Source organism: Afipia sp. Root123D2 (assembly GCF_001425835.1).
Classification (GTDB): domain Bacteria; phylum Pseudomonadota; class Alphaproteobacteria; order Rhizobiales; family Xanthobacteraceae; genus Afipia.
Map to the genome: position 1 here is coordinate 86,121 of NZ_LMDP01000001.1, position 22,082 is coordinate 108,202.

The 22,082-nt window shown below is 63.4% G+C and carries 19 protein-coding genes; 10 read left to right on the forward strand and 9 right to left on the reverse strand.

The window, feature by feature from the left end:
- The first annotated feature begins 130 nt into the window (after positions 1 to 130).
- The gene (locus tag ASC80_RS00415; RefSeq protein ID WP_056291785.1) at positions 131 to 991 is read left to right on the forward strand and encodes a hypothetical protein; all 861 of its coding nucleotides are present in this window, start codon (positions 131 to 133) and stop codon (positions 989 to 991) included.
- Between the two features lie 37 nt (positions 992 to 1,028).
- Here the strand turns inward: ASC80_RS00415 and ASC80_RS00420 are convergent, their stop codons facing one another.
- Positions 1,029 to 2,147, reverse strand: a complete 1,119-nt coding sequence (locus tag ASC80_RS00420; RefSeq protein WP_056291788.1) for a substrate-binding domain-containing protein — start codon at positions 2,145 to 2,147, stop codon at positions 1,029 to 1,031.
- Between the two features lie 114 nt (positions 2,148 to 2,261).
- Between ASC80_RS00420 and ASC80_RS00425 the strand changes: the two genes are divergently transcribed.
- Positions 2,262 to 3,746 carry an aldehyde dehydrogenase family protein gene (locus ASC80_RS00425; protein WP_056295369.1) on the forward strand — a complete coding sequence of 495 codons (1,485 nt, stop codon included), beginning with the start codon at positions 2,262 to 2,264 and terminating at the stop codon, positions 3,744 to 3,746.
- 125 nt (positions 3,747 to 3,871) lie between these two features.
- Here the strand turns inward: ASC80_RS00425 and rpsU are convergent, their stop codons facing one another.
- The 4 genes from rpsU to ASC80_RS00445 all read right to left on the reverse strand — a co-directional run bounded on the left by rpsU (position 3,872) and on the right by ASC80_RS00445 (position 6,418).
- A complete protein-coding gene (rpsU, locus tag ASC80_RS00430) occupies positions 3,872 to 4,168 on the reverse strand; it encodes a 30S ribosomal protein S21 (protein WP_056291790.1) in 297 nt (98 codons plus the stop codon).
- Between the two features lie 158 nt (positions 4,169 to 4,326).
- The gene (locus ASC80_RS00435; protein WP_056291793.1) at positions 4,327 to 5,436 is read right to left on the reverse strand and encodes a 5-(carboxyamino)imidazole ribonucleotide synthase; all 1,110 of its coding nucleotides are present in this window, start codon (positions 5,434 to 5,436) and stop codon (positions 4,327 to 4,329) included.
- A complete protein-coding gene (purE, locus tag ASC80_RS00440) occupies positions 5,433 to 5,921 on the reverse strand; it encodes a 5-(carboxyamino)imidazole ribonucleotide mutase (protein WP_056291795.1) in 489 nt (162 codons plus the stop codon). Before purE ends, ASC80_RS00435 begins: the two co-directional genes overlap by 4 nt.
- Positions 5,922 to 6,211: 290 nt before the next feature.
- Positions 6,212 to 6,418, reverse strand: a complete 207-nt coding sequence (locus ASC80_RS00445; protein ID WP_056291798.1) for a YdcH family protein — start codon at positions 6,416 to 6,418, stop codon at positions 6,212 to 6,214.
- Between the two features lie 271 nt (positions 6,419 to 6,689).
- Between ASC80_RS00445 and ASC80_RS00450 the strand changes: the two genes are divergently transcribed.
- Positions 6,690 to 6,875: a YdcH family protein gene (locus tag ASC80_RS00450; protein WP_056291800.1), complete on the forward strand. Its 186-nt coding sequence runs from the start codon at positions 6,690 to 6,692 to the stop codon at positions 6,873 to 6,875.
- Between the two features lie 133 nt (positions 6,876 to 7,008).
- Here the strand turns inward: ASC80_RS00450 and ASC80_RS00455 are convergent, their stop codons facing one another.
- On the reverse strand, positions 7,009 to 8,109 hold the full coding sequence (locus ASC80_RS00455) for an NAD(P)/FAD-dependent oxidoreductase (RefSeq protein WP_056291802.1): 1,101 nt from the start codon (positions 8,107 to 8,109) through the stop codon (positions 7,009 to 7,011).
- A 206-nt stretch (positions 8,110 to 8,315) separates the two neighbouring features.
- Between ASC80_RS00455 and ASC80_RS00460 the strand changes: the two genes are divergently transcribed.
- The 4 genes from ASC80_RS00460 (at position 8,316) to ASC80_RS00475 (ending at position 14,028) form a co-directional block, all read left to right on the forward strand.
- Entirely contained in the window at positions 8,316 to 11,021 is a 2,706-nt protein-coding gene (locus ASC80_RS00460) for a sensor domain-containing protein (protein WP_056295373.1), read from the forward strand.
- A 162-nt stretch (positions 11,022 to 11,183) separates the two neighbouring features.
- Entirely contained in the window at positions 11,184 to 12,299 is a 1,116-nt protein-coding gene (locus tag ASC80_RS00465; protein WP_056291805.1) for an ABC transporter ATP-binding protein, read from the forward strand.
- Positions 12,296 to 13,213 (forward strand): ABC transporter permease, encoded by a 918-nt coding sequence (locus ASC80_RS00470; RefSeq protein ID WP_056291808.1) that lies wholly within the window; start codon positions 12,296 to 12,298, stop codon positions 13,211 to 13,213. The genes ASC80_RS00465 and ASC80_RS00470 overlap by 4 nt, the downstream gene beginning before the upstream one ends.
- A complete protein-coding gene (locus ASC80_RS00475) occupies positions 13,210 to 14,028 on the forward strand; it encodes an ABC transporter permease subunit (protein ID WP_056291809.1) in 819 nt (272 codons plus the stop codon). Before ASC80_RS00470 ends, ASC80_RS00475 begins: the two co-directional genes overlap by 4 nt.
- On the opposite strand, the gene ASC80_RS00480 is transcribed toward ASC80_RS00475, so the two are convergent.
- Positions 14,025 to 16,019 carry an AsmA family protein gene (locus ASC80_RS00480; protein WP_156464198.1) on the reverse strand — a complete coding sequence of 665 codons (1,995 nt, stop codon included), beginning with the start codon at positions 16,017 to 16,019 and terminating at the stop codon, positions 14,025 to 14,027. The genes ASC80_RS00475 and ASC80_RS00480 overlap by 4 nt on opposite strands.
- Before the next feature lie 286 nt (positions 16,020 to 16,305).
- Here ASC80_RS00480 and ASC80_RS00485 point away from each other — a divergent pair, with 286 nt between their 5' ends.
- The 3 genes from ASC80_RS00485 to ASC80_RS00495 all read left to right on the forward strand — a co-directional run bounded on the left by ASC80_RS00485 (position 16,306) and on the right by ASC80_RS00495 (position 19,062).
- Entirely contained in the window at positions 16,306 to 17,007 is a 702-nt protein-coding gene (locus tag ASC80_RS00485) for a CoA transferase subunit A (RefSeq protein WP_056291811.1), read from the forward strand.
- A gap of 22 nt (positions 17,008 to 17,029) precedes the next feature.
- Positions 17,030 to 17,680 (forward strand): 3-oxoacid CoA-transferase subunit B, encoded by a 651-nt coding sequence (locus ASC80_RS00490; RefSeq protein WP_056291812.1) that lies wholly within the window; start codon positions 17,030 to 17,032, stop codon positions 17,678 to 17,680.
- A 317-nt stretch (positions 17,681 to 17,997) separates the two neighbouring features.
- Positions 17,998 to 19,062, forward strand: coding sequence for an AI-2E family transporter (locus ASC80_RS00495; protein WP_056295378.1), 1,065 nt, complete (start codon positions 17,998 to 18,000; stop codon positions 19,060 to 19,062).
- Between the two features lie 26 nt (positions 19,063 to 19,088).
- Here ASC80_RS00495 and ASC80_RS00500 read toward each other — a convergent pair whose 3' ends face one another.
- Together ASC80_RS00500 and ASC80_RS00505 are read right to left on the reverse strand one after the other, a co-directional pair.
- Positions 19,089 to 20,735, reverse strand: a complete 1,647-nt coding sequence (locus tag ASC80_RS00500; protein ID WP_056291815.1) for an ABC transporter permease — start codon at positions 20,733 to 20,735, stop codon at positions 19,089 to 19,091.
- Between the two features lie 201 nt (positions 20,736 to 20,936).
- The gene (locus ASC80_RS00505) at positions 20,937 to 21,956 is read right to left on the reverse strand and encodes a Fe(3+) ABC transporter substrate-binding protein (RefSeq protein WP_056291818.1); all 1,020 of its coding nucleotides are present in this window, start codon (positions 21,954 to 21,956) and stop codon (positions 20,937 to 20,939) included.
- Positions 21,957 to 22,082: the final 126 nt, after the last annotated feature.

A 22,082-nucleotide genomic window follows, 5' to 3' on the forward strand; every position in this document is an offset into this window, starting at 1 on the left:
GCCACTCAAGCTGCTGTGATGGAAAACCGCGATGGATCGGTCGGTTTGCCACCGATCCGTCGCGATTGATCCCTCAATCGGCCCTAAAGTTCCAGCATCTGATCGCTGGACCGGGGGAGTGCGGTTGGCAATGATCAAGAAGTTTCTATCGAAGTACATTTTGGAAGTGATACCGTCGATCGTGGCGACGGTGGTCGGCGCGTACATCGTCACGCACTACATCAACAACAAGCCGGACGCCGATAAGCCGCCGGCGACGGTCTCGGCCCCGGCAAAAGCCGTACCCGAGCTGGCCAAGAACACGGACGTGAAGGCGGCTGACGTCAAAAAAACTGACATTGCCAAAGCCGAACCTAAATCCGAGCCGGCAAAGCCGGCGGTAAAATCTGCGAGCCGCTCCTCCGACAAGCTTTCTGACAAAGCAGAGAAGTCAGAGGAGAAGTCCGGGGACGCCGCGAGCCTGCGTCATCGTCAGCCTGTCCGCGAGGTGAAGGACGAGGCCCGGGAGAAGGCAGCCGTCAGGGCACCGGCCGAGCCCGCCCGCGAGGCCGAGGGCCGCGATGCCAATGACCTCGCCCGCGATGCGCTGGCGCGGCTGCGCGGCAGCACCGAGCCGCCCAAGCCCGCCGGCGTTGCACGCACACCGGAGGCTCCGCGTGTCGAGGAGGCTGCGCGTTCGCAGCCCGAGCGGTCGCCGGTGAAAGTGGTCTACGCACCGGCCGGCAATGCGACACAGGCTCCGGCATTGCCGGCGGTACCGACCGCGCGGCAGGAAGCGGCCGTCCCGCCGATGGCGCCGCCGGTGACCATCGCACCGCCGCCACAGCAGATCCCGTCATACGCCAGCGATCCGGTTGCGAGGCTGGACGATTCACCCCGATTGGTGCCGCCGGCGGATGTCCCGATCCGGACGGGTGAGCGCTCCACGTCAGTCGCGGAGGATGTGATGTCGGCCGCGGAGTCGGTGTTCCAGGCGATGGTGCCGCACTAGCTGCCCACACCGGTCGCTTGCCGCTTTCACCGAGAACTCAGGTCCGGCGCGGCGCGGCCTTCTCGGGGATGGTGTTGGTCTCGACGTCGACGGTGTCGAGAAATTCCCGCACCGTGAATACCTGGCCGATATTGACAGGCACATAGCCCGGCAGATCGGCGACGGCGTTGTGGAATTCGTCGCCCTTCATGACATCGAGCACGCGCTGCATCGCCTCGGTCTCGAGGAACGAGCGGCGACAGACGAAAAAATAATCCTCGGTCAGCAGACGAACGAAATCGAGCCCGAACAGTCGTGCCGCGGCCTCGACGCCGAAGGCGACATCGGCCATGTCGCTTGCGACATAGGCCGCGACGGCGGCATGGGTAAACTCGATCCGCTGCGCACCGTTGATTTTGCCCTCCTCGATGTTGCTGGCACCGAGTAATTGATTGAACAACTGGCGCGTGCCTGAATCGGGATCGCGGTTGACGAAGCGCGCCTTGCACTCGACCAGCTCCTTCAGCGACGTGATGCCGAGCGGATTGCCGGGCTTCACCATCAGTCCCATCTCGCGGGTCACGAAGCTGATCACGCGATGCTCGCGCAGGTCGAGCCATTCCTTGCAGTCGGTCACGGCCTCATGGCGCAGCTTGCCGCGCGGCAGATGAACGCCGGACAGGTCGCAGGCGTCCTGCGCCAGCGAGATCAGGGAATTCTGGTTGGAGACATAGCGCAGATCGACGCCGATGCCGGGTGTGCGGTCGAGCAATTCGCGCAGCTTGGGCACCGCGAAACCGTGGCTGGCGTGAACGCGGATCACGGATGGATGCTGATGCAGGAACGGTTTGATCTCGGTGACGAGTTCCTGTGACAGGTTCTGGAGCTGCGGGCCGAGACGCGCTTCGAGGCGCTGGCCGGCCCAGACCAGTTTTTCACCAAAGGCGGTGAGCGTTGTGCCCTTGCCGCGATGACGCTCGACCAGCGGCACGCCAAAAAAGTCCGACCACTGCTCGATCAGATTCCACACGTGCCGATAGGACAGGTGGGCGTGATCGGCCGCGCTGGTGAGTTTTCCGGTTTTCCGGATCTCATTGAGAATGCCGAGCATGACGATGGCGGTCTGCGGACTGCCATCCTTATGGAAACGCCAGATGGTCTCGATTTCAATATGCATCGGGCACCATATTATGAAATTGATTTCATATTAGAGGCGGTTTATCTCACATCTTTTCATATTTACTCTGGCATATTCAATACCCATTTTAGGATGAGATGCGGAGGAAATATGATGTCAATTGCATATGACGATGACCAAACCACATCCGTCCCGGCCGTTGTCGAGCACAAGCTGCTGCTGATCGACGGACGCCACGTCGAGCCTGCGTCCGGGCGCTTCTTCAAGACCCTGAACCCGGCGACCGGCGAGGTGATCGCCACCGTCGCGGAAGGCGACGAGGTCGACGTTGATCGCGCCGTCGCCGCGGCACGCCGCGCCTTCGAGGGACCGTGGCGGACGATGCGCGCCGCCGAGCGCGGCCACATCCTGTTCAGGCTTGCCGAATTGATGAAGCAGCACGCCGATGAAATCGCCGACCTGGAGAGCCGCGACGCCGGCAAGCCGATCGCCGGTGTGCTGCGGCAGGATCTTCCCGCCGCTATCGACACGCTGACCTATTACGCCGGATGGGCCGACAAGATTCACGGCGAGGTGGTGTCCACCCGCAGCGACGCGCTGACCTATACGATGCGCGAGCCGGTCGGTGTCGTGGGTGCCATCGTGCCGTGGAATTTCCCGCTGATGATCGGGATGTGGAAACTCGCGCCGGCGCTCGCCTGCGGCTGTACCATTGTCATGAAGCCTGCCGAACTCACGTCGCTGTCGGCGCTGCTGATCGGCGAACTGGCGCTCGAGGCCGGATTGCCACCGGGCGTGCTCAACATCGTCACCGGTCCGGGTCGCGTCGTCGGCGACGCGATGGTCAATCACCCGGACATCGACAAGATCACCTTCACCGGCTCGCCCGGGGTGGGGCGCGGAATCATGCGCGGCGCCGCCGGCAACTTCAAACGCGTGTCGCTGGAGCTTGGCGGCAAGTCGGCCAACGTGATTTTCGACGATGCCGATCTCGATGCCGCGACCAAGGCCGCGGCTTCCGGCATCTTTTTCAACGCCGGCCAGGTCTGTTCGGCGGGGTCGCGCGTGCTCGCGCACGAGAAGGTCTATGACGAAGTGGTCGAACGGCTGACCGCGCGCGCGAAGTCGATTCGCATGGGCGATCCGGCAGATCGCGCCACCGCGCTCGGTCCGGTGATTTCCGAGAAGCAGATGAAGAGCATTCTCGACTATGTCGATATCGGCCGGAACGAAGGCGCGACGCTGACTACTGGTGGCAAGCGCATCGGCGAGCGCGGCTACTTCATCAGCCCCGCGGTGTTCGCCAACGTCAAACACGAGATGCGGATTTCGCAGGAGGAGATCTTCGGCCCCGTCGTTAGCGTCATCAAGTTCAAGGATGAAGCGGACGCGCTGCGGATCGCCAACGGCACGGCGTACAGCCTCGCCGCCGGCGTCTGGAGCCGCGACATCGGCCGTGTCCAGCGTTTCGCCAGGAAGGTTCGTGCCGGCACGGTTTGGATCAACACTTACGGCTACACCGATGTGCGGTTGCCGTGGGGCGGTGAGCGCGATTCAGGTCTGGGCCGTGAACACGGCACCGCCGCGATCGAGAATTTCACCGAGCCGAAAGCGGTGTGGATGAATCTGAACGTCTGAGCCAGAACGTCTGAGCCAGAACGTCTGAGCCAGAACGTCTGAGCATTGTCTCCTCCCGGAGATGCTCAAAACTAAAACGCGGACCGTGAGGCCCGCGTTTTCTTTATCTGAATTCGTTTGATTGCTTAGCGCGGTCCGCGCGGACCAGCACCCGGGGCGCCAGCGCCGGCGCCACGCGCGCCGCGGTCGGCGCCGAACACGGGCTTCGGCTTCATCGGTAGCAGGCCTTCGCGCTGCAGCTTCTTGCGCGCCAGCTTGCGGGCGCGGCGAACGGCTTCCGCCTTCTCGCGGGCCTTCTTTTCGGACGGCTTTTCGTAATGGCCGCGGAGCTTCATCTCGCGGAAAATGCCCTCGCGCTGCATCTTCTTCTTCAGCGCCTTGAGAGCCTGGTCGACATTGTTATCGCGGACGAGAACCTGCACGCGGCATCCTCTTTTCTATCGGTTTGGAATTCTGTCGTCGCCAAGGGGCCGGCAAGGCCATACCCCCGGACGTTCAAGGGCGCGGATGTACCAGATCAAACCGGGAATGTCCACCAGCGGGGCGGGATTTCAGGCCGCGCGAATAGCTATTTCCCGGCTTATTTCGCTGCCGGACCGGCCGGTTTGACCTCGGTCACATGGCCCATTTTGCGGCCCGGGCGCGGTGCCCCTTTACCGTATAAATGGACCGTGGCGCCGGGAACCGTCAGCCATTTGCCGTGATCGAGGATCTCGTCCCCGATCAAATTGGTCATAGTGACTGTCCCGTGGCGCACCGGATGGGCCAGCGGCCAGCCGGCGATCGCCCGGATATGCTGCTCGAACTGCGACACCGAGGCGCCGTCCAGCGTCCAGTGGCCCGAATTGTGCACCCGGGGGGCGATCTCGTTGACCAGCAAAGTAGGGCCGTCAGCGCCGGGGACCACGAACATCTCCACCGCCAGCACCCCGACATAGCCGAGGGCGGTGGCGATGGTCTTGGTGATGGTCCGCGCCTGTTCGGCCAGCGTCTCGGGAATCCGGGCCGGGGCGTAGGAGAATTTCAGGATGTGGTCCTGATGTTCGTTCTCGGTGACGTCGTAGCAGACGACCTCGCCGCCGGAGCCGCGCGCGGCGATCACCGAAATCTCGCGCTCGAACGGCACGAAGGCCTCGAGGATCGCGGCCTTGGTTTCGAGGTCGGCCCAGATCGCGTCGGGATCGTCGCCCTCGCGGATGATCGCCTGGCCCTTGCCGTCATAGCCGAAGCGTCGCGTCTTGATCACGGCGGGAAGGCCGATCTTGCCGATCGCGGCACGCAGTGTGGCGGCGGAATTGACGTCGGCGTAACGAGCTGTCGGGATTCCGAGCTTGCTGACGAAGTCCTTCTCGGCGAGGCGGTCCTGCGTGGTTTCCAGCACCTTCGGGTCCGGCAGCACCGGGCGGCGCGCGGCGAGGATCATCGCGGTCGCGGACGGCACGTTTTCGAATTCATAGGTGATGACGCTGACGTCGGAGGCGAACAGCTCCAGCGCCTCGACATCGGCGTATTCGGCGCAGGTCGCGTTCTGCACCACATCGAACGCCGGCGAATCCGGGTCAGGCGAAAACACCTGCGCCCTCAGGCCGAGGCGCGCCGCTGCCAGCGCCAGCATCCGGCCCAGCTGTCCGCCGCCGAGAATTCCGATGGTGTCGCCCGGCTTGAGCGGCACCCACTGCGATGATGTCACGCCGTTCCCTCCGGCCGCTCGCTGACGGCCTCGGTCTGTTGCTTGCGCCATGCGGCAAGCCTTGTCGCAAGACCGGCATCGTTGAGCGCCAGCACGCTGGCGGCCAGCAATGCCGCGTTGATGGCGCCGGGCTTGCCGATCGCCAATGTGCCGACCGGAATGCCCGCGGGCATCTGGACGATCGAATAGAGCGAATCGACGCCGGCCAGCGCCTTCGATTCCACAGGCACGCCGAACACCGGAAGTTCCGTCAACGAGGCGGTCATGCCCGGAAGATGGGCGGCCCCGCCGGCGCCCGCGATCACCACCTTAAAGCCGGCGGCCTTGGCGCCCTTGGCGAATTTGAACAGCCGTTCCGGCGTACGGTGGGCCGATACGATCAGCTTCTCGTGGGTCACGCCCAGCGCGGTCAGCGTCTCGGCGGCGTGGCGCATGGTCTCCCAGTCAGACTGGCTTCCCATGATAATGGCGACGGGGGGACTCATGACGATGCTTCAAACCATGCGCAAAGAGGCCGGATTATAAGGGTGGCCTTTTGGCTGGCAACCGGCCGGGAACGGCTCACCTTTCATGATCAAAGCGGCCGAGTGCAAGCGAATTTGTTCGAAAAAGGCAGCCGGGGACGGATTGTTTTGAACGGGACATATGCAGCGGGGCAACAGGCGTTGGTGATGCAATTACGGTCAAGGCGGGTTCCAAGGATGTCATCGACCGGCCGGCATACGTCTTTCGTTGGCGGTCGAATGCCGCAGGTCGATCGCCGATCAGGGTCTCCTCAGGCGATGATGTCGGGCGTGATCTGATCTTCGAGGAAGGAAATGCGGTCACGCAATTGCAGCTTGCGCTTTTTCAACCGTTGCAATCGCAGAAGATCCGGCGCCGGAGAATGATGCAGCGCGTCGATTGCTGCATCGAGGTCACGGTGCTCCTGTTGCAACTTTGCAAGCTCCAGAGCGAACTCGTTGTTGTCCTGTTCCGTCATGACCGCCGAGATTTACTTCGAGACGCGAGACCTGCCGATCAGGCCGATCCGTTCACAGCCTCATTCTCTTCGCAGAAAATAGCGGACAGTTCCAGCGGCGGTATCGGGACCGACGTATCGTTAATCGGATATTCGCTCCATCACAATTCGTTTCACCTAACACCAAAATTTCAACGGGCCGTCTGCGAACGACATCGACAGATGATGCCTGTCGTGTAAACTCAACTGTCCAGATCCAAGTCTGAGGTCCACTGAAAGAGGAGACTTCATTATGGCGATTGAGGCGCATCTCGTTGAACTGGAACGGAAACACCGCACCCTGGAAAACGAATTGCACGAGGCTCTGCTCCATCTCTCCATTGACGATCTGCAGATCATCGAACTGAAACGCCGCAAACTCTTTCTCAAAGACGAAATCGAACGCATCAAACAATCGTCGAGCGCGACAGTTCACTGACGCAATCCTTCACCTGACATCTCGTCGGCGCAACGGTTTTCACCGACTGCGAGGCTATGCGTCCTGCAACCGGGATTGGTGCGGTGATGCACCATGTCTCGCGGGTTGCGATGCCATCCTGTGATGTTTTGTCTCAGGCCGCGAACTCGCCGACATAGTCGGCGATGGCGAGCGACGAGGTCAGGCCGGGGGATTCGATCCCGAACAGGTTGATCAGTCCGGTGACGCCGTGGTCCTGCGGCCCCTGGATCATGAAGTCCTGCACGGCGACGGCGGGCGGCACGATCTTGGGCCGGATTCCCGAATAGCTCGGCAGCAGCGCGTTGTCCGGCAGCGTCGGCCAGTAACGCCGGATCGCTGGATAGAACCGCTCCGCGCGTGACGGATCGACGGCATAATCGATCGCCTCGATCCATTCGACGTCGGGGCCGAAGCGAGCCTGCCCCGCCATGTCGAGAGTGAGATGGACGCCGAGGCCGCCCGGCTCGGGCACCGGATAGATCAGGTGCGAGAACGGCGCACGCGCGCTGCAACTGAAGTAATTGCCTTTGGCAAGATAGTTCGCGGGAATGCGATCCGCTGGCATGCCGTCGATCGCACGGGCGAGCGCGGGTGCGTAGAGACCGGCGGCGTTGACGAGAAGCCCGCATGCCATGGTCATCGGCGCTTCGCCACCAACCTCGGCGACAATGCCGTCGGCCGTCACTGTCGCGCGCAGCAGCGGTGCATGGAAGGCGAGAGCCGCACCGGCGCTTTCGGCATCGCCGCGCAGTGCCAGCATGTAGGCGTGGCTGTCGATGATTCCGGTCGACGGCGACAGCAGCGCGCCGACGCAGTTCAGCGCCGGTTCCAGCGCGCATGCCTCGGCGCCGCTCAGCGGCTGCAGATCGAACACCCCGTTGGCGGCGGCGCGGACCTTGATCGAAGCGAGCTTCTCGCTCTCGGCCTCGGTGGTGGCGACGATCAGCTTGCCGCAGCGTTTGTGCGGCACGCCGTGATCGGCGCAATAGTCGTACAGTGCCTTTTTGCCATCGACGCACATCCGCGCCATCAGGCTGCCGGCCGCATAGTAGATGCCGGCATGGATAACTTCGCTGTTGCGCGATGAGGTACCGGTGCCGATGTCCTCGGCGCTTTCCAGCACGATCACCTCGCGTCCCGCCTGCGCAAGCTTGCGCGCGATCGCCAGACCGACCACGCCGGCGCCGACAACAATACAGTCAATGCGATCCATGGGCAGTCCGGAACGGGAAGCGATCGGGGCGGGTGATTATTTGGAAGGCAGACGGGCGCCGCGCGCGCGAGCTTGTTAGGGCTTCATTAAGCATGACCGACCAATTGCCCGAATTTAAGTCATAATCCTGAGGGGGCCGGGTAGGCGTTTACCCGATTCAAACGGCTGCAGCCAGACAGTATCTGCGAAGAATTCCGTAGGTAATGATGACAGGCTGGCAGAAGCAGGCTGGGAAGAAGACCGCGACGTGCGTGATGGCCGTGGCGTGCCTTGTCGTCATTGCTGCCACGTGCGGGCAGGCTGTCGCTCAAGCTGCTGGCGCGACAGATGGCACTCCAGTCACTGCTCAATACGCTATCGAAAAGAAGGCGATGATATGGCAGATGCTGGTTAGCGGCTTTATCGTCGTGGCATTCCTGACATCGATCATTCTCTGGATCGTCGCGGCGTTGCGCCGGACGCGCCGCGCAAACATGCGCCGCGAGACGTTCGTCACATCGGCGCTGAACAATCTGTCCCAGGGCATTCTCATGGTGAACGCCCAGCGGCGCGTCACCTATTGCAACAATCGTTATCTTGAACTTTACGGGCTGACGCGCGCCGATATTCGCAGGGGCATAACTGGCCGCGAACTCGCTGAATTGCGTCATGCGCGCGGGACGCTCGGCTGCGACATCGAGGCCTATTACAGGAATGCCGCGGCGGCGAACGGTTACATTGCCGAACTCGAGGATGGGCGCGCGATCCACATCAAGCACACCTATCTGCCGAATGGCGGTGTGGTCGCGACCCATGAAGATTGCACCGAGCAGCGCAAGATGTCGAAGGAACTGGCGCGCGCCAAGACCTTCCTCGAATCCGTCATCGACAACATCCCGGTGTGCGTCGCCGCCAAGAACATCGAGGACGGCCGTTACATCCTCGCCAACCGCGCTTTCGAGCAGTTCTCCAACATTCCGCGCGAGCGTATCGTCGGACATCGGGCCGAGGAAATCTTCACGGCCAGGACGGCGAAGACCATCGCCGAAAACGACCGCGCCGTGATGGAATCCCCGAACGGTGAGGTCCGCACCGAGTTCATCATCGAACTCGGCAGGGGCGACCGCATTCTCGCCAGCAATCGCGTGATCGCGCGCGGCGAGAACGGCAGGCCGGAGTATCTGGTCGCGTTGTTCGAGGACGTCACCGGCCATCGCGAGATGTCGCTTGAGCTTCAGAGAACCAAAAAATTCCTCGAATTGATCGTCGACAACATTCCGGCGGCGCTGGTGGTCAAGCGGGTCGACGACGGCAGGTACGTTCTGGCCAATCGTGCCGCGGAAACGATCCTGAATCGCCGCCGCGAAGACGTGATCGGCTATACCGTCGAGGACGTTCATCCGGAGGCCGCTGCACGTTTCGTGGGAATGCGCGACAATGCCGCGATCCTCAAGGGCGGTCTTGTCACCGAGGAGCATCCGGTTCCGACCGATGTCGGGCTGCGGCTGTTCACGACGCGGCGGGTGACGGTCACCGACGATTCAGGCAAGCCGCAATATCTCATCAAGACCAGCGAAGACATCACCGATCGGCGCGAAACGGAATCGCGCATGGCCCACATGGCCTATCACGATATCCTGACCGGCCTTCCGAACCGGGCCGCATTCCTGCAGGCGCTGACCCAGTTGATCGATGCCTGCGGCGGGACCGATGAGGAATTCGCGGTGGTTTCGGTCGACCTCGACCGGCTGAAGGAAATCAACGACGTGTTCGGGCACGCCGTCGGCGACAAGCTGCTGATCGAGGTCGCCAAGCGGATCGAGAAAGCCGCGCATGGCGGCGTGGTGGCGCGGCTCAGCGGCGACGAATACGGCCTGATCATCGATGGCATTCAGCCGGAGGCCGCGCGGATCGTGGCGCAGCGCCTGATCGAGTCGATGCGTGAGGAGTTCCTGATCGACGGCAAGGCCGTTCACGTCGGCGCCACCGTCGGTGTCGCTATTTTCCCGCACAACGGCAAGGACGGGGCGTCGCTGCTCGCCAACGCGGACGCCGCGCTGTTTCGCGCCAAGGACAAGTCGCGCGGTTCGGTCAACTTCTTCGATGCCGCGACCGACCAGCAGATCCGCGATCGCCGGGCACTGCATCAGGATCTGTCCAACGCGATCCGCAACGGCGAATTGTCGCTGCACTATCAGCCGCAGACCCATGCGAGACACACCGTCACCGGCGATGATGTTATCGGCTTCGAGGCGCTGGCGCGGTGGATTCATCCGACCCGCGGCTTCATTCCGCCCGGCGACTTCATTCCGCTGGCAGAGGAAAGCGGCCTGATCGTCGAGATGGGCGAGTGGATCCTGCGCATGGCCTGCCGCGAGGCGTCGTCGTGGCCAAAGCATCTGCAGATCGCCGTCAACCTGTCGCCGGCGCAGTTCATGCACGGCGATCTCGTCGGCCTCGTCCATTCGATCCTGCTGGAAACCGGCCTGACGCCGGGGCGGCTGGAGCTTGAAATCACCGAAGGCGTGCTGATCGAGGATTTCGACCGCGGCCTGTCATTGCTGCGGCGGCTGAAGGCGCTCGGCGTACGCATCGCGATGGACGATTTCGGCAGTGGCTACTCGTCGCTGACCTATCTGCAGGCGTTCCCGTTCGACAAGATCAAGATCGACCGGGCGTTCGTGATGAATCTCGGCCGCAATCCGCAGTCCGCGGCGATCATTCGCGCGATGATCGGGCTCGGCCACGGCCTAGATATTTCCATCGTCGCTGAAGGCGTCGAGACCCAGGAACAACTGAGCTTCCTTGCCGTCGAAGCTTGCGACCAGGTGCAGGGCTATTTCCTCGGCAAGCCTGCGCCGATCGCGCAATACGACGCCTGGGTCGGCCGCGACGCGCGGGTCGACGCCGTGCAGGTCCGTAAGCGCGGCTGAAGCCGCGCGGCGCAAGGTCGCTGCCTGCGCCCTTGCATTTCGCCCCAAATCCGGGTTCATCACCGCGCCCGTTCGGCCACAGGCCGCACGGAGCCGTGCCGGCGCGTTCATGACGCCGGCGAAAGCGCTGCTATACTGAGTAGCGAATTCGGGCGGGAGGCAATGACGGACAATCTGGGGAACTCGCGCGGCGCATCGTCGCCGTTGCTGCGCGTCGCAAACGTGACCAAACGCTTCGGCGGCTTCACGGCGGTCGATGATCTGTCGCTCGACATCGTGCCCGGCGAGTTTTTCGCGTTGCTCGGCCCGAGCGGCTGCGGAAAGACGACGCTGTTGCGGATGCTGGCGGGTTTCGAGACGCCGGATGCCGGCGATATCCTGCTCGACGGCAGCAGCATCGCACAAGTCGCGCCGCATCAGCGGCCCGTCAACATGATGTTCCAGAACTATGCGCTGTTTCCGCATCTCACTGTCGCGGACAACATCGCGTTCGGGCTGAAGCGCGCGGGATTGCCGAAGCCGGACATCGACGCGCGGGTCGAAGAGATGGTCGCGCTGGCCCGGCTGCAAGGCATGGAGGCGCGACGTCCCGATCAGCTGTCCGGCGGACAACGGCAGCGCGTTGCGCTGGCGCGTTCTCTGGCCCCGCGGCCGCGGATGTTGCTGCTCGACGAGCCGCTTGCCGCGCTCGACAAGAAACTGCGCGAGACGACCCAGGCGGAATTGCTCGAAGTGCAGCGTAGGCTCGGCATGACCTTCATCATCGTCACCCACGATCAGGAGGAGGCGATGACCGTCGCCGATCGGATCGGCGTGATGAATCAGGGACGACTGGTGCAGGTGGCGACGCCGCGCGCGCTGTACGAGGCGCCGAACTCGCGCTGGGTTGCGGGCTTTGTCGGCAACATCAACATGATCGAAGGCCAAGTGACGTCGAGCGACGGCGGCTGCATCACGGTTGCGGCAGCCGATGCCGGCAAGATCGTCGTGGCAGGCTCGGCATCGGCGCCGTCGGTCTGTATTGCGATCCGGCCGGAGAAGATCGCGCTGTCCCGCGCCGACGAGGACGCGGCGGGTGGCGTCAATGCGTTGAGGGGAACGCTGCTCGACATCAGTTATCTCGGTGGCACGTCGACGATCAGGGTCCAGCTCGACGGCGGTGCGGTGTTGCGTGTTGCCGTCGCCAACGCGACCCGGACCGATGTCGAGACTTTTGCATCCGGCCAGCGCATCACGGCGTCGTTCGCGCCAGCCGATTGTGTGGTGCTCGAATCATGAGCGCGCGCGGGCTGTTCACGCGTCCGGCGCGCCTTGCGGCACTGGCACCCTATCTGTGGATGGTGCTGTTCTTTCTGGTGCCGTTCGGCTTCGTGCTGAAGATCGCGTTGTCGCAGACGGCGATTGCGCAGCCGCCTTACGTGCCGGTGTTCGACATCGCTGCCGGGTGGGAGGCGATCAAGGTTGCCGCCGCGCAATTGTCGCTCGACAATTTCCGGCTGCTGGCGTCGGACGATCTCTATTTCATGTCCTACGTGCGCAGCGTCACCGTGGCGCTGGCCTCGACCGCGATGCTGCTCGTCATCGGCTATCCGATCGCTTACGGCATGGCGCGGCTGCCGCAGCGCTGGCAGCCCATCGCGATGATGTTGGTCATCATCCCATTCTGGACTTCGTTCCTGATCCGCATCTACGCCTGGATCAATATTCTGCAGCATGACGGGCTGCTCAACACCGTGCTGCTGGCGCTCGGTATCGTCGACAAGCCGGTGGTGTGGCTCGCGACCGATGCGGCGATGTATCTCGGCATCGTCTATTCGTATCTGCCGTTCATGATCCTCCCGCTGTACGCGACGCTGGCGAAATCGGATGCGTCCTTGCTCGAAGCGGCCGCCGATCTCGGCTGTTCGCGGCTCAAGGCATTCTGGCTGGTGACGTTTCCGCTGTCGTTGCCGGGCATCGGCGCGGGCGCGTTGCTGTGTTTCATCCCGATCGTCGGCGAATTCGTGATTCCCGATTTGCTCGCAGGCTCGGACCGGATGATGATCGGCCAGACGCTGTGGCTCGAATTCTTCACCAACCGCGACTGGCCGGTGGCGTCCGCCACCGCCGCCGTGCTGCTGGTACTGCTGCTGGTGCCGCTTCTGATCTACGAGAAGCTGCAACGCCGTCAGCTCGACGGAGAGCGCGCATGAGCACACGCGCTGTCACCAAGGTCTCGCCGTTCAACGCCGTGTCGCTGGCGCTCGGCGTTGCGTTTCTCTACCTGCCGATCCTCATTCTGGTGATCTATTCGTTCAACGCCTCGCAACTCGTGACGGTGTGGGGCGGCTGGTCGCTGCGGTGGTACACGGAGTTTTTCAACGACAGCGCGATGTTGTCGGCGGCGTGGATCAGCCTGCGGGTCGCGGCGGTGTCGGCGACGGCAGCGGCGGTTCTCGGCACGCTCGCCGCGGTGGCGTTGTCGCGCGGCCGGAATTTCGCCGGACGCACGCTGTTTTCCGGGATGCTCTACGCGCCGCTGGTGATGCCGGAAGTCATCACCGGGCTGTCGCTGCTGCTGCTGTTCGTCGCCATCGAGGCGGAGCGCGGCTTCTGGACCGTCACTATCGCCCATACCACGCTGACGATGTGCTTCGTCGCGGTGGTGGTGCAGTCGCGGCTGGGCGGGCTCGATCGCAGCATAGAGGAGGCGGCGATGGATCTCGGCTGCGGCCCGGTGCGCGCTTTCGCCTCGGTAACACTGCCGCTGATCTGGCCGTCGATCGCAGCGGGCTGGCTGCTGGCGTTCACGCTGTCGCTGGACGATCTGGTGATCGCGAGTTTCACCACCGGCCCGGGCTCCGCCACGCTGCCGATCCGGATTTATTCGGAAGTGCGTCTCGGCGTGAAGCCGGAGATTAACGCGATCTGCACGCTGGTGGTGGCTGCGGTGGCGATGGTGATTGTCGCGGCGTCACTGGCTTCGAAGCTGTCGCGCGCGCAGGGCGAAAGCGCCGCGCCACTCTAGTTCGACGTCTTCGTTCTCTGGCCCTGCGTGGCCGCGGTGGGCGGAGATGCCGCAGGCGGGGTCGCCGCCGATGGCTTGGCCGCCGGCGTGTCGGTGGGCGTTTCCACGGCGGCTTCCGATCCGTTGCCGGCCGGAGCGGCGGGCTTCTTCGCCCCGGTGAGACGGTCGATCACCGACTGCACCTTGTCGCGGGTCTTCTGGTCCTTCAGCGAATTGAGCAGCGGCGCGGTGAAGGTCGAGCGCCGGATCAGGATGTCGGAATCCGGGAAGATCAGCGGATCGTCCCACGGGCCTTGCACGACGAACGGCAGCTGGAACGACGGCGGCGTGCCTGGCGCTGACACCAGGCTGGCGATGCCCTTCAGATCGTATTCGCGGGCGGGAACGGACGCGGTGCCGGTCATCGTCAGGCGCGTGGCCGGGCTGTTGATCTCGATTTTCTCGGCGGTGGCGATGCCATCGTTGATGCGCAGCGCGACGTCCATCCGGTCGAACGGTGTCGAGCCGCTGCGCAGGCTCCCGGCGCCGGACAGAGGGCGGCGTTCCAGCCGCTTCAATAGCCGCTCCACGTTGAAGCCGGCCAGCGTGCCGTCATGGGCGCGCAGCGTCGCGGTGCCGTCGACCGATTGCGCCAGCGCGAATGCGCTGCCGCCATTGGCTTCCAGCGCGACGTTGACGTTGCCGCGCCCGGTCAGCTTGCGATAGCCGAACAGTTCGGACGCCGCCGCTTCGAGATCGACATCGGTGAACTGGAACTGAGCGCGGATATCGGCGACCGCATTGGCAGTCGCCACGTTGAACGTGCCCTTGACGATGCCGCCGTAAATCTGCGCCTCGCCGACGCTGAGCGCCAGCGTGCCGTCGCGCAGATTGGCGCCGAGCGCGGTGCGCCCGAGCCGGGACTGGCCGAGCGTCGCCTTGGCGGCGGACAGCCGGATGTCGAGATCGGTGGTGGAGAGACTGCGCAGGTCGAACAACTGCCGGTTCCAGTCGCGCGCGCCGGTCGCGAGCAGGCGGACCGTGCTGACGTAAGGCGTGAGATCGAGCTGGTCGGCGGCAAGCGTGCCCTGCAGCGTCTGCCGGCCGTTGTTGTCGTAGGTCAGCACACCTTCGGCGATATTGCCGTCAAGTTCGACATTGACGTTGGTGAGCGCGACCGACTGTCCGACCACGTTGGCGCGCGCCTTGAGCGCGAAGCGTCCGAAGCCGCTGCTGCCCGGCGGTTTCTGCCCGGCCCATCGCAAAGCGTTGCGCAGCGCCGGACTGTCCGCTGTCACCGTGCCTTCCAGCATCAGGCTGGTGCGGTTGGCGATCGCGCCGTCGAAGGCGAATTTCAGCGGCGCGCTGGAAATGCGCGTCTTGAAGCCGGAGCGCTCGCCGGAAATCGCCGAGACGAAATCCGCGACGCTGACGCTGCCGTCGACGCGTTCGCCGCGCCAGCCGAATTGCCCGGTGGCCGCGAATGAGCGCGAGATCGACGGCCAGGCCAGCGACAGATCGATGCTGTCGATGGTTTCGTCGATGTGATGTCCGCTATCCTTGTAGGTGAGCAGGCCGTCCTTGATGCGGATTTCGGAGAACGATACCGGGCTGTCGGCTCCGGGCTTCAGGGTCCGCGCCAGCGTTTCGATGATCGGTGCCCAGTTGCTGTTTCCTTCGGCATCGCGCGTCACATTGATCCGGGGACTGGTCAGGGTGATGTCGGCGATCTGGAAACGCTGCGCCAGAAGCGGCAGCAGGCGCAAATTCGCGGTCAGGTCGTCGACCGTCAGCGCACTGTCGGTGGCGCCGCCCTTGAGCGACACCTGATGCAGCCGGACGTAGCTTGCCGGAAAAACCGAAATCTCGGTGGCGCCGTGGACCGCCAGATCGAGCCCGGTAGCGGCACGAATCTGCGCTTCCACAGCCTGCCGGACGGCGTCGCGGTCGACCAGCCAGGACACCGCGAACAGCCCGATCAACAATATTCCAAGAAATGCCGCAATGGGCATCCCCAGGCGCTTTATCCCTTGGGCTATCGTCAACTGGTTATCCGGTCGCAACGGGGCTGGAGGGGCAGGCGGGTATCCCGCTGCTGCCGTCTGGCCGCAACTTGATCAATTTTCTTGACGCTTTCAAGGCCGTTGCCGTTCCACAAGGGGTATCAAAGGTTTGGCGGCAGGGTACGGCTGCCGTTGTGGGTCCGATTGACGGCTCTTTGCGATTTCGCCTAATACTCCGTCGATCCTCCGCGAACGGTCGCGTTCGCCCCTCCTCCCTCACCAGGTTTGTCACGCTATGAACAAGGTCTATCCCGACGCGAAATCGGCGCTCGCCGGTGTCCTCAAGGACGGCATGATGGTGATGTCGGGCGGCTTCGGCCTGTGCGGCATCGCCGAAACGTTGTCGGATGCGTTGCGCGAATCCGGCGTGAAGAACCTGACCGTGGTGTCGAATAATGCGGGCGTCGACGGCATCGGCCTCAGCCGCCTGCTCGAAACCCGGCAGATCAAGAAAATGATCTCGTCCTATGTCGGCGAGAACAAGCTGTTCGCCCAGCAGTTCCTCGCCGGCGAACTGGAACTCGAATTCAATCCGCAAGGCACGCTGGCCGAGCGCATCCGCGCCGGCGGCGCGGGCATCCCGGCATTCTTCACCAAGACCGGCGTCGGCACGCTGATCGCCGAAGGCAAGGAAATCCGCGAGTTCAACGGCGAGAAGTACGTGATGGAAACCGGCCTCGTCGGCGACCTCGCGATCGTTCACGCCTGGAAGGGCGACACCGCCGGCAACCTCGTCTACCGCAAGACCGCGCGCAACTTTAACCCGATGATGGCGACCGCCGCGAAGGTCACCATCGCCGAGGTTGAGCACCTGGTACCGGCCGGCGAGATCGATCCCGATCACATCCATACCCCTGGCATTTTCGTAAAGCGCATCATCCAGGTCGATCCGAAGCTGAAGCGGATCGAGCAGCGCACCCTGCGCAAGCGCGCCTAACCGATAATCACAGGAGAGCCACATGGCCTGGACCCGCGAACAGATGGCCGCCCGCGCCGCCAAGGAATTGCGCGACGGCTTCTACGTCAATCTCGGCATCGGAATTCCGACGCTGGTGTCGAATTTCATTCCGGACGGCGTCGACGTCGTCCTGCAGAGCGAGAACGGCATGCTCGGCATGGGACCGTTCCCCTATGAGGGCGAGGAAGATCCCGACCTCATCAACGCCGGCAAGCAGACCGTCACCGAACTGCCGACCACAGCCTATTTCTCCAGCGCGGATTCGTTCGCGATGGTGCGTGGCGGGCACATTGATCTGTCGATCCTCGGCGCGATGCAGGTGGCGGAAAACGGCGATCTCGCCAACTGGATGATCCCCGGCAAGATGGTGAAGGGCATGGGCGGCGCGATGGATCTCGTCGCCGGCGTCAAGCGCGTCGTCGTGGTGATGGAGCACACCGCCAAGGACGGCGCCAAGCTCTTGCATCGCTGCAATCTGCCGCTGACCGGCGAGAAGGTCGTCGACATGGTCGTCACCGATCTTGCGGTATTCACCATCGACAAGCACGGCAAGGACGGCATGGCGCTGATCGAACTCGCCGACGGTGTCACCCTCGACGAGGTCAAGGCCAAGACCGAGGCGACCTTCCGCGTCGCGCTGAAGAACGCCTGAGCTTCATCCCTGTCGTTTCAATGTGAAATGCCCGGCCTTGTGCCGGGCATTTCAGTTCATTGGCACGGTGCGTCCCCAAGCGGGATGGCCGGAATGAATCCGGCCATGATGGTTCCTGGCTCACCATGAGGCTGGGTATATGTGCCCCGGACGCTGCGCAGCAGCGCTTGCGCGCGACATGGCGGTCTGGGTTGTTTCAACCGGCATACGTTGTCGGGAAACTACTGCCTTCCGCTGGCGTTCTCGCTTTGCCCACATTGAGGCTCTTGCGTTTTTATCCCGGACGGGTCGGTATCGGATCGAACAAGGACAGCCACATGCGCGATCGTATTGAAGACAAGGCCTTCTTGATACTGATCGTCGTGGTGTCACTGGCCTTTGGCTGGATTCTCAGGTCGTTCTACGGGGCGATCCTCTGGGGCGTCGTCATCGCCATCCTGTTCGCGCCGTTGTACCGGCAGCTGCTGCGGAAGATTCCGCAGCGGCCGACCCTGGCGGCGCTGGCCATGGTCGTGCTTGTGATCATGATCGTTATCCTGCCGCTGACGCTGATCGCCGCGTCGTTGACGCAGCAGGCGGCCGCCGTATTCGGAAAGGTGCAGTCCGGCGAGCTCGATTTCGTCAAACTGTTTCAGCAGATTCTCGATGCGCTGCCGCAATGGATGAGCGGCATGCTCGATCACTTCGGCGTCGCCAGCCTTGGCGGAATGCAGGAGAAGATTTCCGCCGGGCTGCTCAAGGGCAGCCAGCAGATCGCCGCCCAGGCGCTGAACATCGGCCAGAGCACGTTCGAATTCATCGTCAGCGTCACGATCATGCTGTATCTGCTGTTCTTCCTGTTCCGCGACGGCAACGCGCTGTCGCGGCGCATCAAGGACAGCATTCCGCTGCGCGCCGAGTTGCGCGATGCGCTGCTGGAGAAATTCACCGTCGTGATCCGCGCCACGGTGAAGGGCAGTCTTCTGGTTGCCCTGGCGCAGGGCGCGCTCGGCGGACTGATCTTCTGGTTGCTTGGCATCAACGCGGCGTTGCTGTGGGCGGTGCTGATGGCATTTCTGTCGCTGTTGCCGGCGATCGGCGCGGGGCTGGTCTGGATGCCAGTCGCGCTTTACTTGCTGGCCACGGGGTCGTTCCTTTATGGCGTGATCCTGATTGCCTACGGCTTTCTGGTCATCGGGCTGGTCGACAATCTGCTTCGCCCGATGCTGGTGGGCAAGGACACCAAGCTGCCGGATTATGTGGTGCTGATCTCGACGCTGGGCGGTATCGAAGTTTTCGGACTCAACGGCTTCGTCATCGGCCCGGTCATCGCTGCGATGTTCATCACGGTGTGGGACATTTTTTCGGTATCGCGGAAGAACGATCAACCCGGAACGGCCTGATCGCCGCAGAGGTGTTCTGCCGACGCCTAGGCCGGCCCCTGCGGCATGTCCGAAAATCGCGTCAGCCAGATCACCGGCCCGATGCTGACGGCGACGATTAGCAACGCTGCGAGTGCGCCGTCCTCGAAACTGCCGCGGCTGGCGTGCTGGTAGATCGACGTCGCCAGCGTCTCGACATTGAGCGGCCGCAGCAGCAGCGTCGCCGGCAGCTCCTTCAGGCAATCGACGAAGACCACGATGACTGCGCCGAGCAGCGCCGGGCGGAGCAATGGCAGATAGATGCGCCGCATCGACGTCATTTGGCTCGCGCCCGCCGCACGGGCGCTGTCGTCGTAGTCGCGTGGAATACGCTCGAAGCCGGCCCTGATGAATCCGGTCGGGATCGCGAGAAACCGGATGACATAGGCGATCACCAGCGCCGCACCTGAGCCCATCACCACGAGGCCGGGCAGTGGGGCGCCAAGCCCTCCGGCGACGGCGTTCAATGCGTTGTCGAACGCGAGCACCGGCGTCAGCAGCCCGAGCGCAAGCACCAGTCCGGGCAGGGCGTAGCCGGTCTGCGCGACATGCGACGCGAACGACGTCAACGGTGTGGGCCGCCACCGGACGGCGAGCGTGGTGGCGAAGCCCAGTCCGAGCGCGATCAGCGTGGCGAGAACAGCGAAGGTGACGGAATGCAGCGTATTGTGCCACAGCGCATTGTCGAAGTGCGCGAACAGCCCGCGTTGCAGGCTTTGCCGGGTCAGAAACAGCAGCGGCACGAGAAAGCCGAGCAGCACCGGCACAAGACAGGCGGCCGTCGCCGCCCAGCCTTTGAGGCCATGAAACGTGGTGCGCGGCATCAGCCGCGGGCTTTCGGCGGAAAATTCGGTGATGGCATTGCGGCGGCCGTAACGTTCGATTGCGATCAGCCCGGCCGCGATGACGAGCAGGAGGCAGGACAGTTGCGCCGCGCCGGCGAGACTGCCGCGATTGAGCCAAGTGGTGAAGATCGACAGCGTCAGGGTGCGGACGCCGAGATATTCGCTGGCGCCGATGTCGTTCAGCGTTTCCAGCGACACCAGCGCAAGCCCGACCGCAAGCGCCGGGCGCGCCATCGGCAGCGAGATACGCCACAGCCGATCCCAGAGATTGGCGCCGAGGGTTTTCGCGGCTTCCGTGAACTCCGCGCTTTGCAACTGGAACATCGCCCGCGCCGACAGATAGACATAAGGGTAGAGCACGATGCCGAACACGAACACCGCGCCGGGCAGCGAGCGCAATCGCGGCAGTGCCGCCATGGCCTCGGTGGGCGAAAGCCACGACGTCAATGCGCGGTGGGCGAGGCCGAGCGGCTCGAACAGATCGGCATAGACGTAGGCCGCGATGTAGGTCGGAATCGCCAGCGGCAGCGGCATCAGCCACACCAGCATGGCGCGGCCGGGAAAGTCGTGCAACGAGATCAGCCATGCGGTGCCGGCGCCGAGCAGCAACGTGATCACACCGACTCCTGCCAGCAGCAGTGCAGTATCGACAATCGCCTGCGGCAATACATAGGCGACGAGATGCGGCCACAGATCCGCTACCGGTTGCAGCGCGAGAATGACGATCGCAATGACCGGCAACGCAACGGCGGCCGCAGTGAGAAGTGCGATGGCAGCGACAAGCGGCTCCGCGCCGCGCGCGCGGGTCATACTGGATCGCTCCCACGCCCCGTTTGCGGGGAGTGAGACAGGATGATGGACAATCTTCCTGTCATGACCGGGCGTAGCCGCTCGAAGAACGGCGTCGCTTCGCTCGCCCATGTCCCGGCCATCCATGTTTTCTTCGCGTTGGATACGGAAAGACGTGGATGCCCGGCACAAGGCCGGGCATGACGAACTTCTATCTGTGGCTCACTGATCGAACCCGACCTTGTCGACCAGCGTAGACGCTGTTTTGCGGCTTGTGGCAATCTTGCTGACCGGCAGCGCGTCGGCATTCAGTTTGCCGTACCCGGCGATCACGGGATTGACCGCGACGCCGGCGCGGACCGGATATTCATAATTGGCGTCGGCATAAAGTTGCTGGGCGTGTTCGCCGGCGAGCCATTCGATCAGCTTGATGCCGTTGGCCTTGTTCGGCGCGTTCTTCGCCAGCAGCACGCCGGACAGGTTCACGTGGGTGCCGCCGCCGGCGAAGGTCGGCAGGATGACCTTGGTCGCTTCGGCCCATGCCTTCTTGTCCGGGTCCTTCATCATCAGCGCCCAGTAATAGGTGTTGCCGATGCCGAGATCGCATTTGCCCGCCGCGACATCGCGCGCGGTTTCACGGTCGCCGCCCGACGGCTTCTGCGCGAGATTGGCCTTGACGCCGCGTAGCCACTCCTCGGCTTTCGCTTCACCGTGATGGGCGACGTAAGCCGCGAACAACGCGTTGTTGTAGATGTGCTGTCCGGAGCGGATGCAGATCTTGCCCTTCCATTTCGGATCGGCGAGTTCTTCGTAGGTGATCGCGTCCTGCTTGACGCGATCCTTCGAGGCGTAGATCACGCGTGCGCGCATCGAGATGCCGGCCCAATGGCCGTTGGGATCGCGATACTGCGCGGGTACGGTGCTGTCGATGACACCGGAGGTGATCGGCTGGGTTACGCCGGCCTGCACCGCTTCGTCGATGCGGCCGATGTCGACCGTCAGCAGCACGTCGGCCGGGCTGTTGGTGCCCTCGGCCTTGATGCGCTGTTCAAGACCCGAACTTGCCGACACGACATTGACCTTGATGCCGGTGTCCTTGGTGAAGGCGTCGAACAGCGGCTGCACCAGCCTGGTCTCACGATAGGTGTAGACGTTGACCTCGCCGGCTTGGGCCAGCGCTTCGTGAGCGGATAACGGCGTTGCGAGCGCAATGAGGGCAGCAACGGTGCGGAATCGGGACATATGATGTGCTCCGGCAAAGACGATGGCGCGAAGCTCAGTCGTAGCGCAGCGCATACGGTGCGCTTGCGCGGCGCGTTGTCGCGATGCGTGTGATTTAGAGTTATTCCAATGTCAGGACGACGAAGC

Bases quoted from the DNA above. Each gene is read 5' to 3' on its own strand.
- ASC80_RS00480 (WP_156464198.1), bottom strand. From the start codon at position 16,019: ATGCCCATTGCGGCATTTCTTGGAATATTGTTGATCGGGCTGTTCGCG.
- ASC80_RS00450 (WP_056291800.1), top strand. From the start codon at position 6,690: ATGGCGATTGAGGCGCATCTCGTTGAACTGGAACGGAAACACCGCACC.
- ASC80_RS00470 (WP_056291808.1), top strand. From the start codon at position 12,296: ATGAGCGCGCGCGGGCTGTTCACGCGTCCGGCGCGCCTTGCGGCACTG.
- ASC80_RS00460 (WP_056295373.1), top strand. From the start codon at position 8,316: ATGACAGGCTGGCAGAAGCAGGCTGGGAAGAAGACCGCGACGTGCGTG.
- ASC80_RS00490 (WP_056291812.1), top strand. From the start codon at position 17,030: ATGGCCTGGACCCGCGAACAGATGGCCGCCCGCGCCGCCAAGGAATTG.
- ASC80_RS00495 (WP_056295378.1), top strand. From the start codon at position 17,998: ATGCGCGATCGTATTGAAGACAAGGCCTTCTTGATACTGATCGTCGTG.
- ASC80_RS00455 (WP_056291802.1), bottom strand. From the start codon at position 8,109: ATGGATCGCATTGACTGTATTGTTGTCGGCGCCGGCGTGGTCGGTCTG.
- ASC80_RS00475 (WP_056291809.1), top strand. From the start codon at position 13,210: ATGAGCACACGCGCTGTCACCAAGGTCTCGCCGTTCAACGCCGTGTCG.
- ASC80_RS00465 (WP_056291805.1), top strand. From the start codon at position 11,184: ATGACGGACAATCTGGGGAACTCGCGCGGCGCATCGTCGCCGTTGCTG.
- ASC80_RS00505 (WP_056291818.1), bottom strand. From the start codon at position 21,956: ATGTCCCGATTCCGCACCGTTGCTGCCCTCATTGCGCTCGCAACGCCG.
- ASC80_RS00425 (WP_056295369.1), top strand. From the start codon at position 2,262: ATGTCAATTGCATATGACGATGACCAAACCACATCCGTCCCGGCCGTT.
- ASC80_RS00415 (WP_056291785.1), top strand. From the start codon at position 131: ATGATCAAGAAGTTTCTATCGAAGTACATTTTGGAAGTGATACCGTCG.
- ASC80_RS00420 (WP_056291788.1), bottom strand. From the start codon at position 2,147: ATGCATATTGAAATCGAGACCATCTGGCGTTTCCATAAGGATGGCAGT.
- ASC80_RS00445 (WP_056291798.1), bottom strand. From the start codon at position 6,418: ATGACGGAACAGGACAACAACGAGTTCGCTCTGGAGCTTGCAAAGTTG.
- ASC80_RS00485 (WP_056291811.1), top strand. From the start codon at position 16,306: ATGAACAAGGTCTATCCCGACGCGAAATCGGCGCTCGCCGGTGTCCTC.
- ASC80_RS00500 (WP_056291815.1), bottom strand. From the start codon at position 20,735: ATGACCCGCGCGCGCGGCGCGGAGCCGCTTGTCGCTGCCATCGCACTT.
- purE (WP_056291795.1), bottom strand. From the start codon at position 5,921: ATGAGTCCCCCCGTCGCCATTATCATGGGAAGCCAGTCTGACTGGGAG.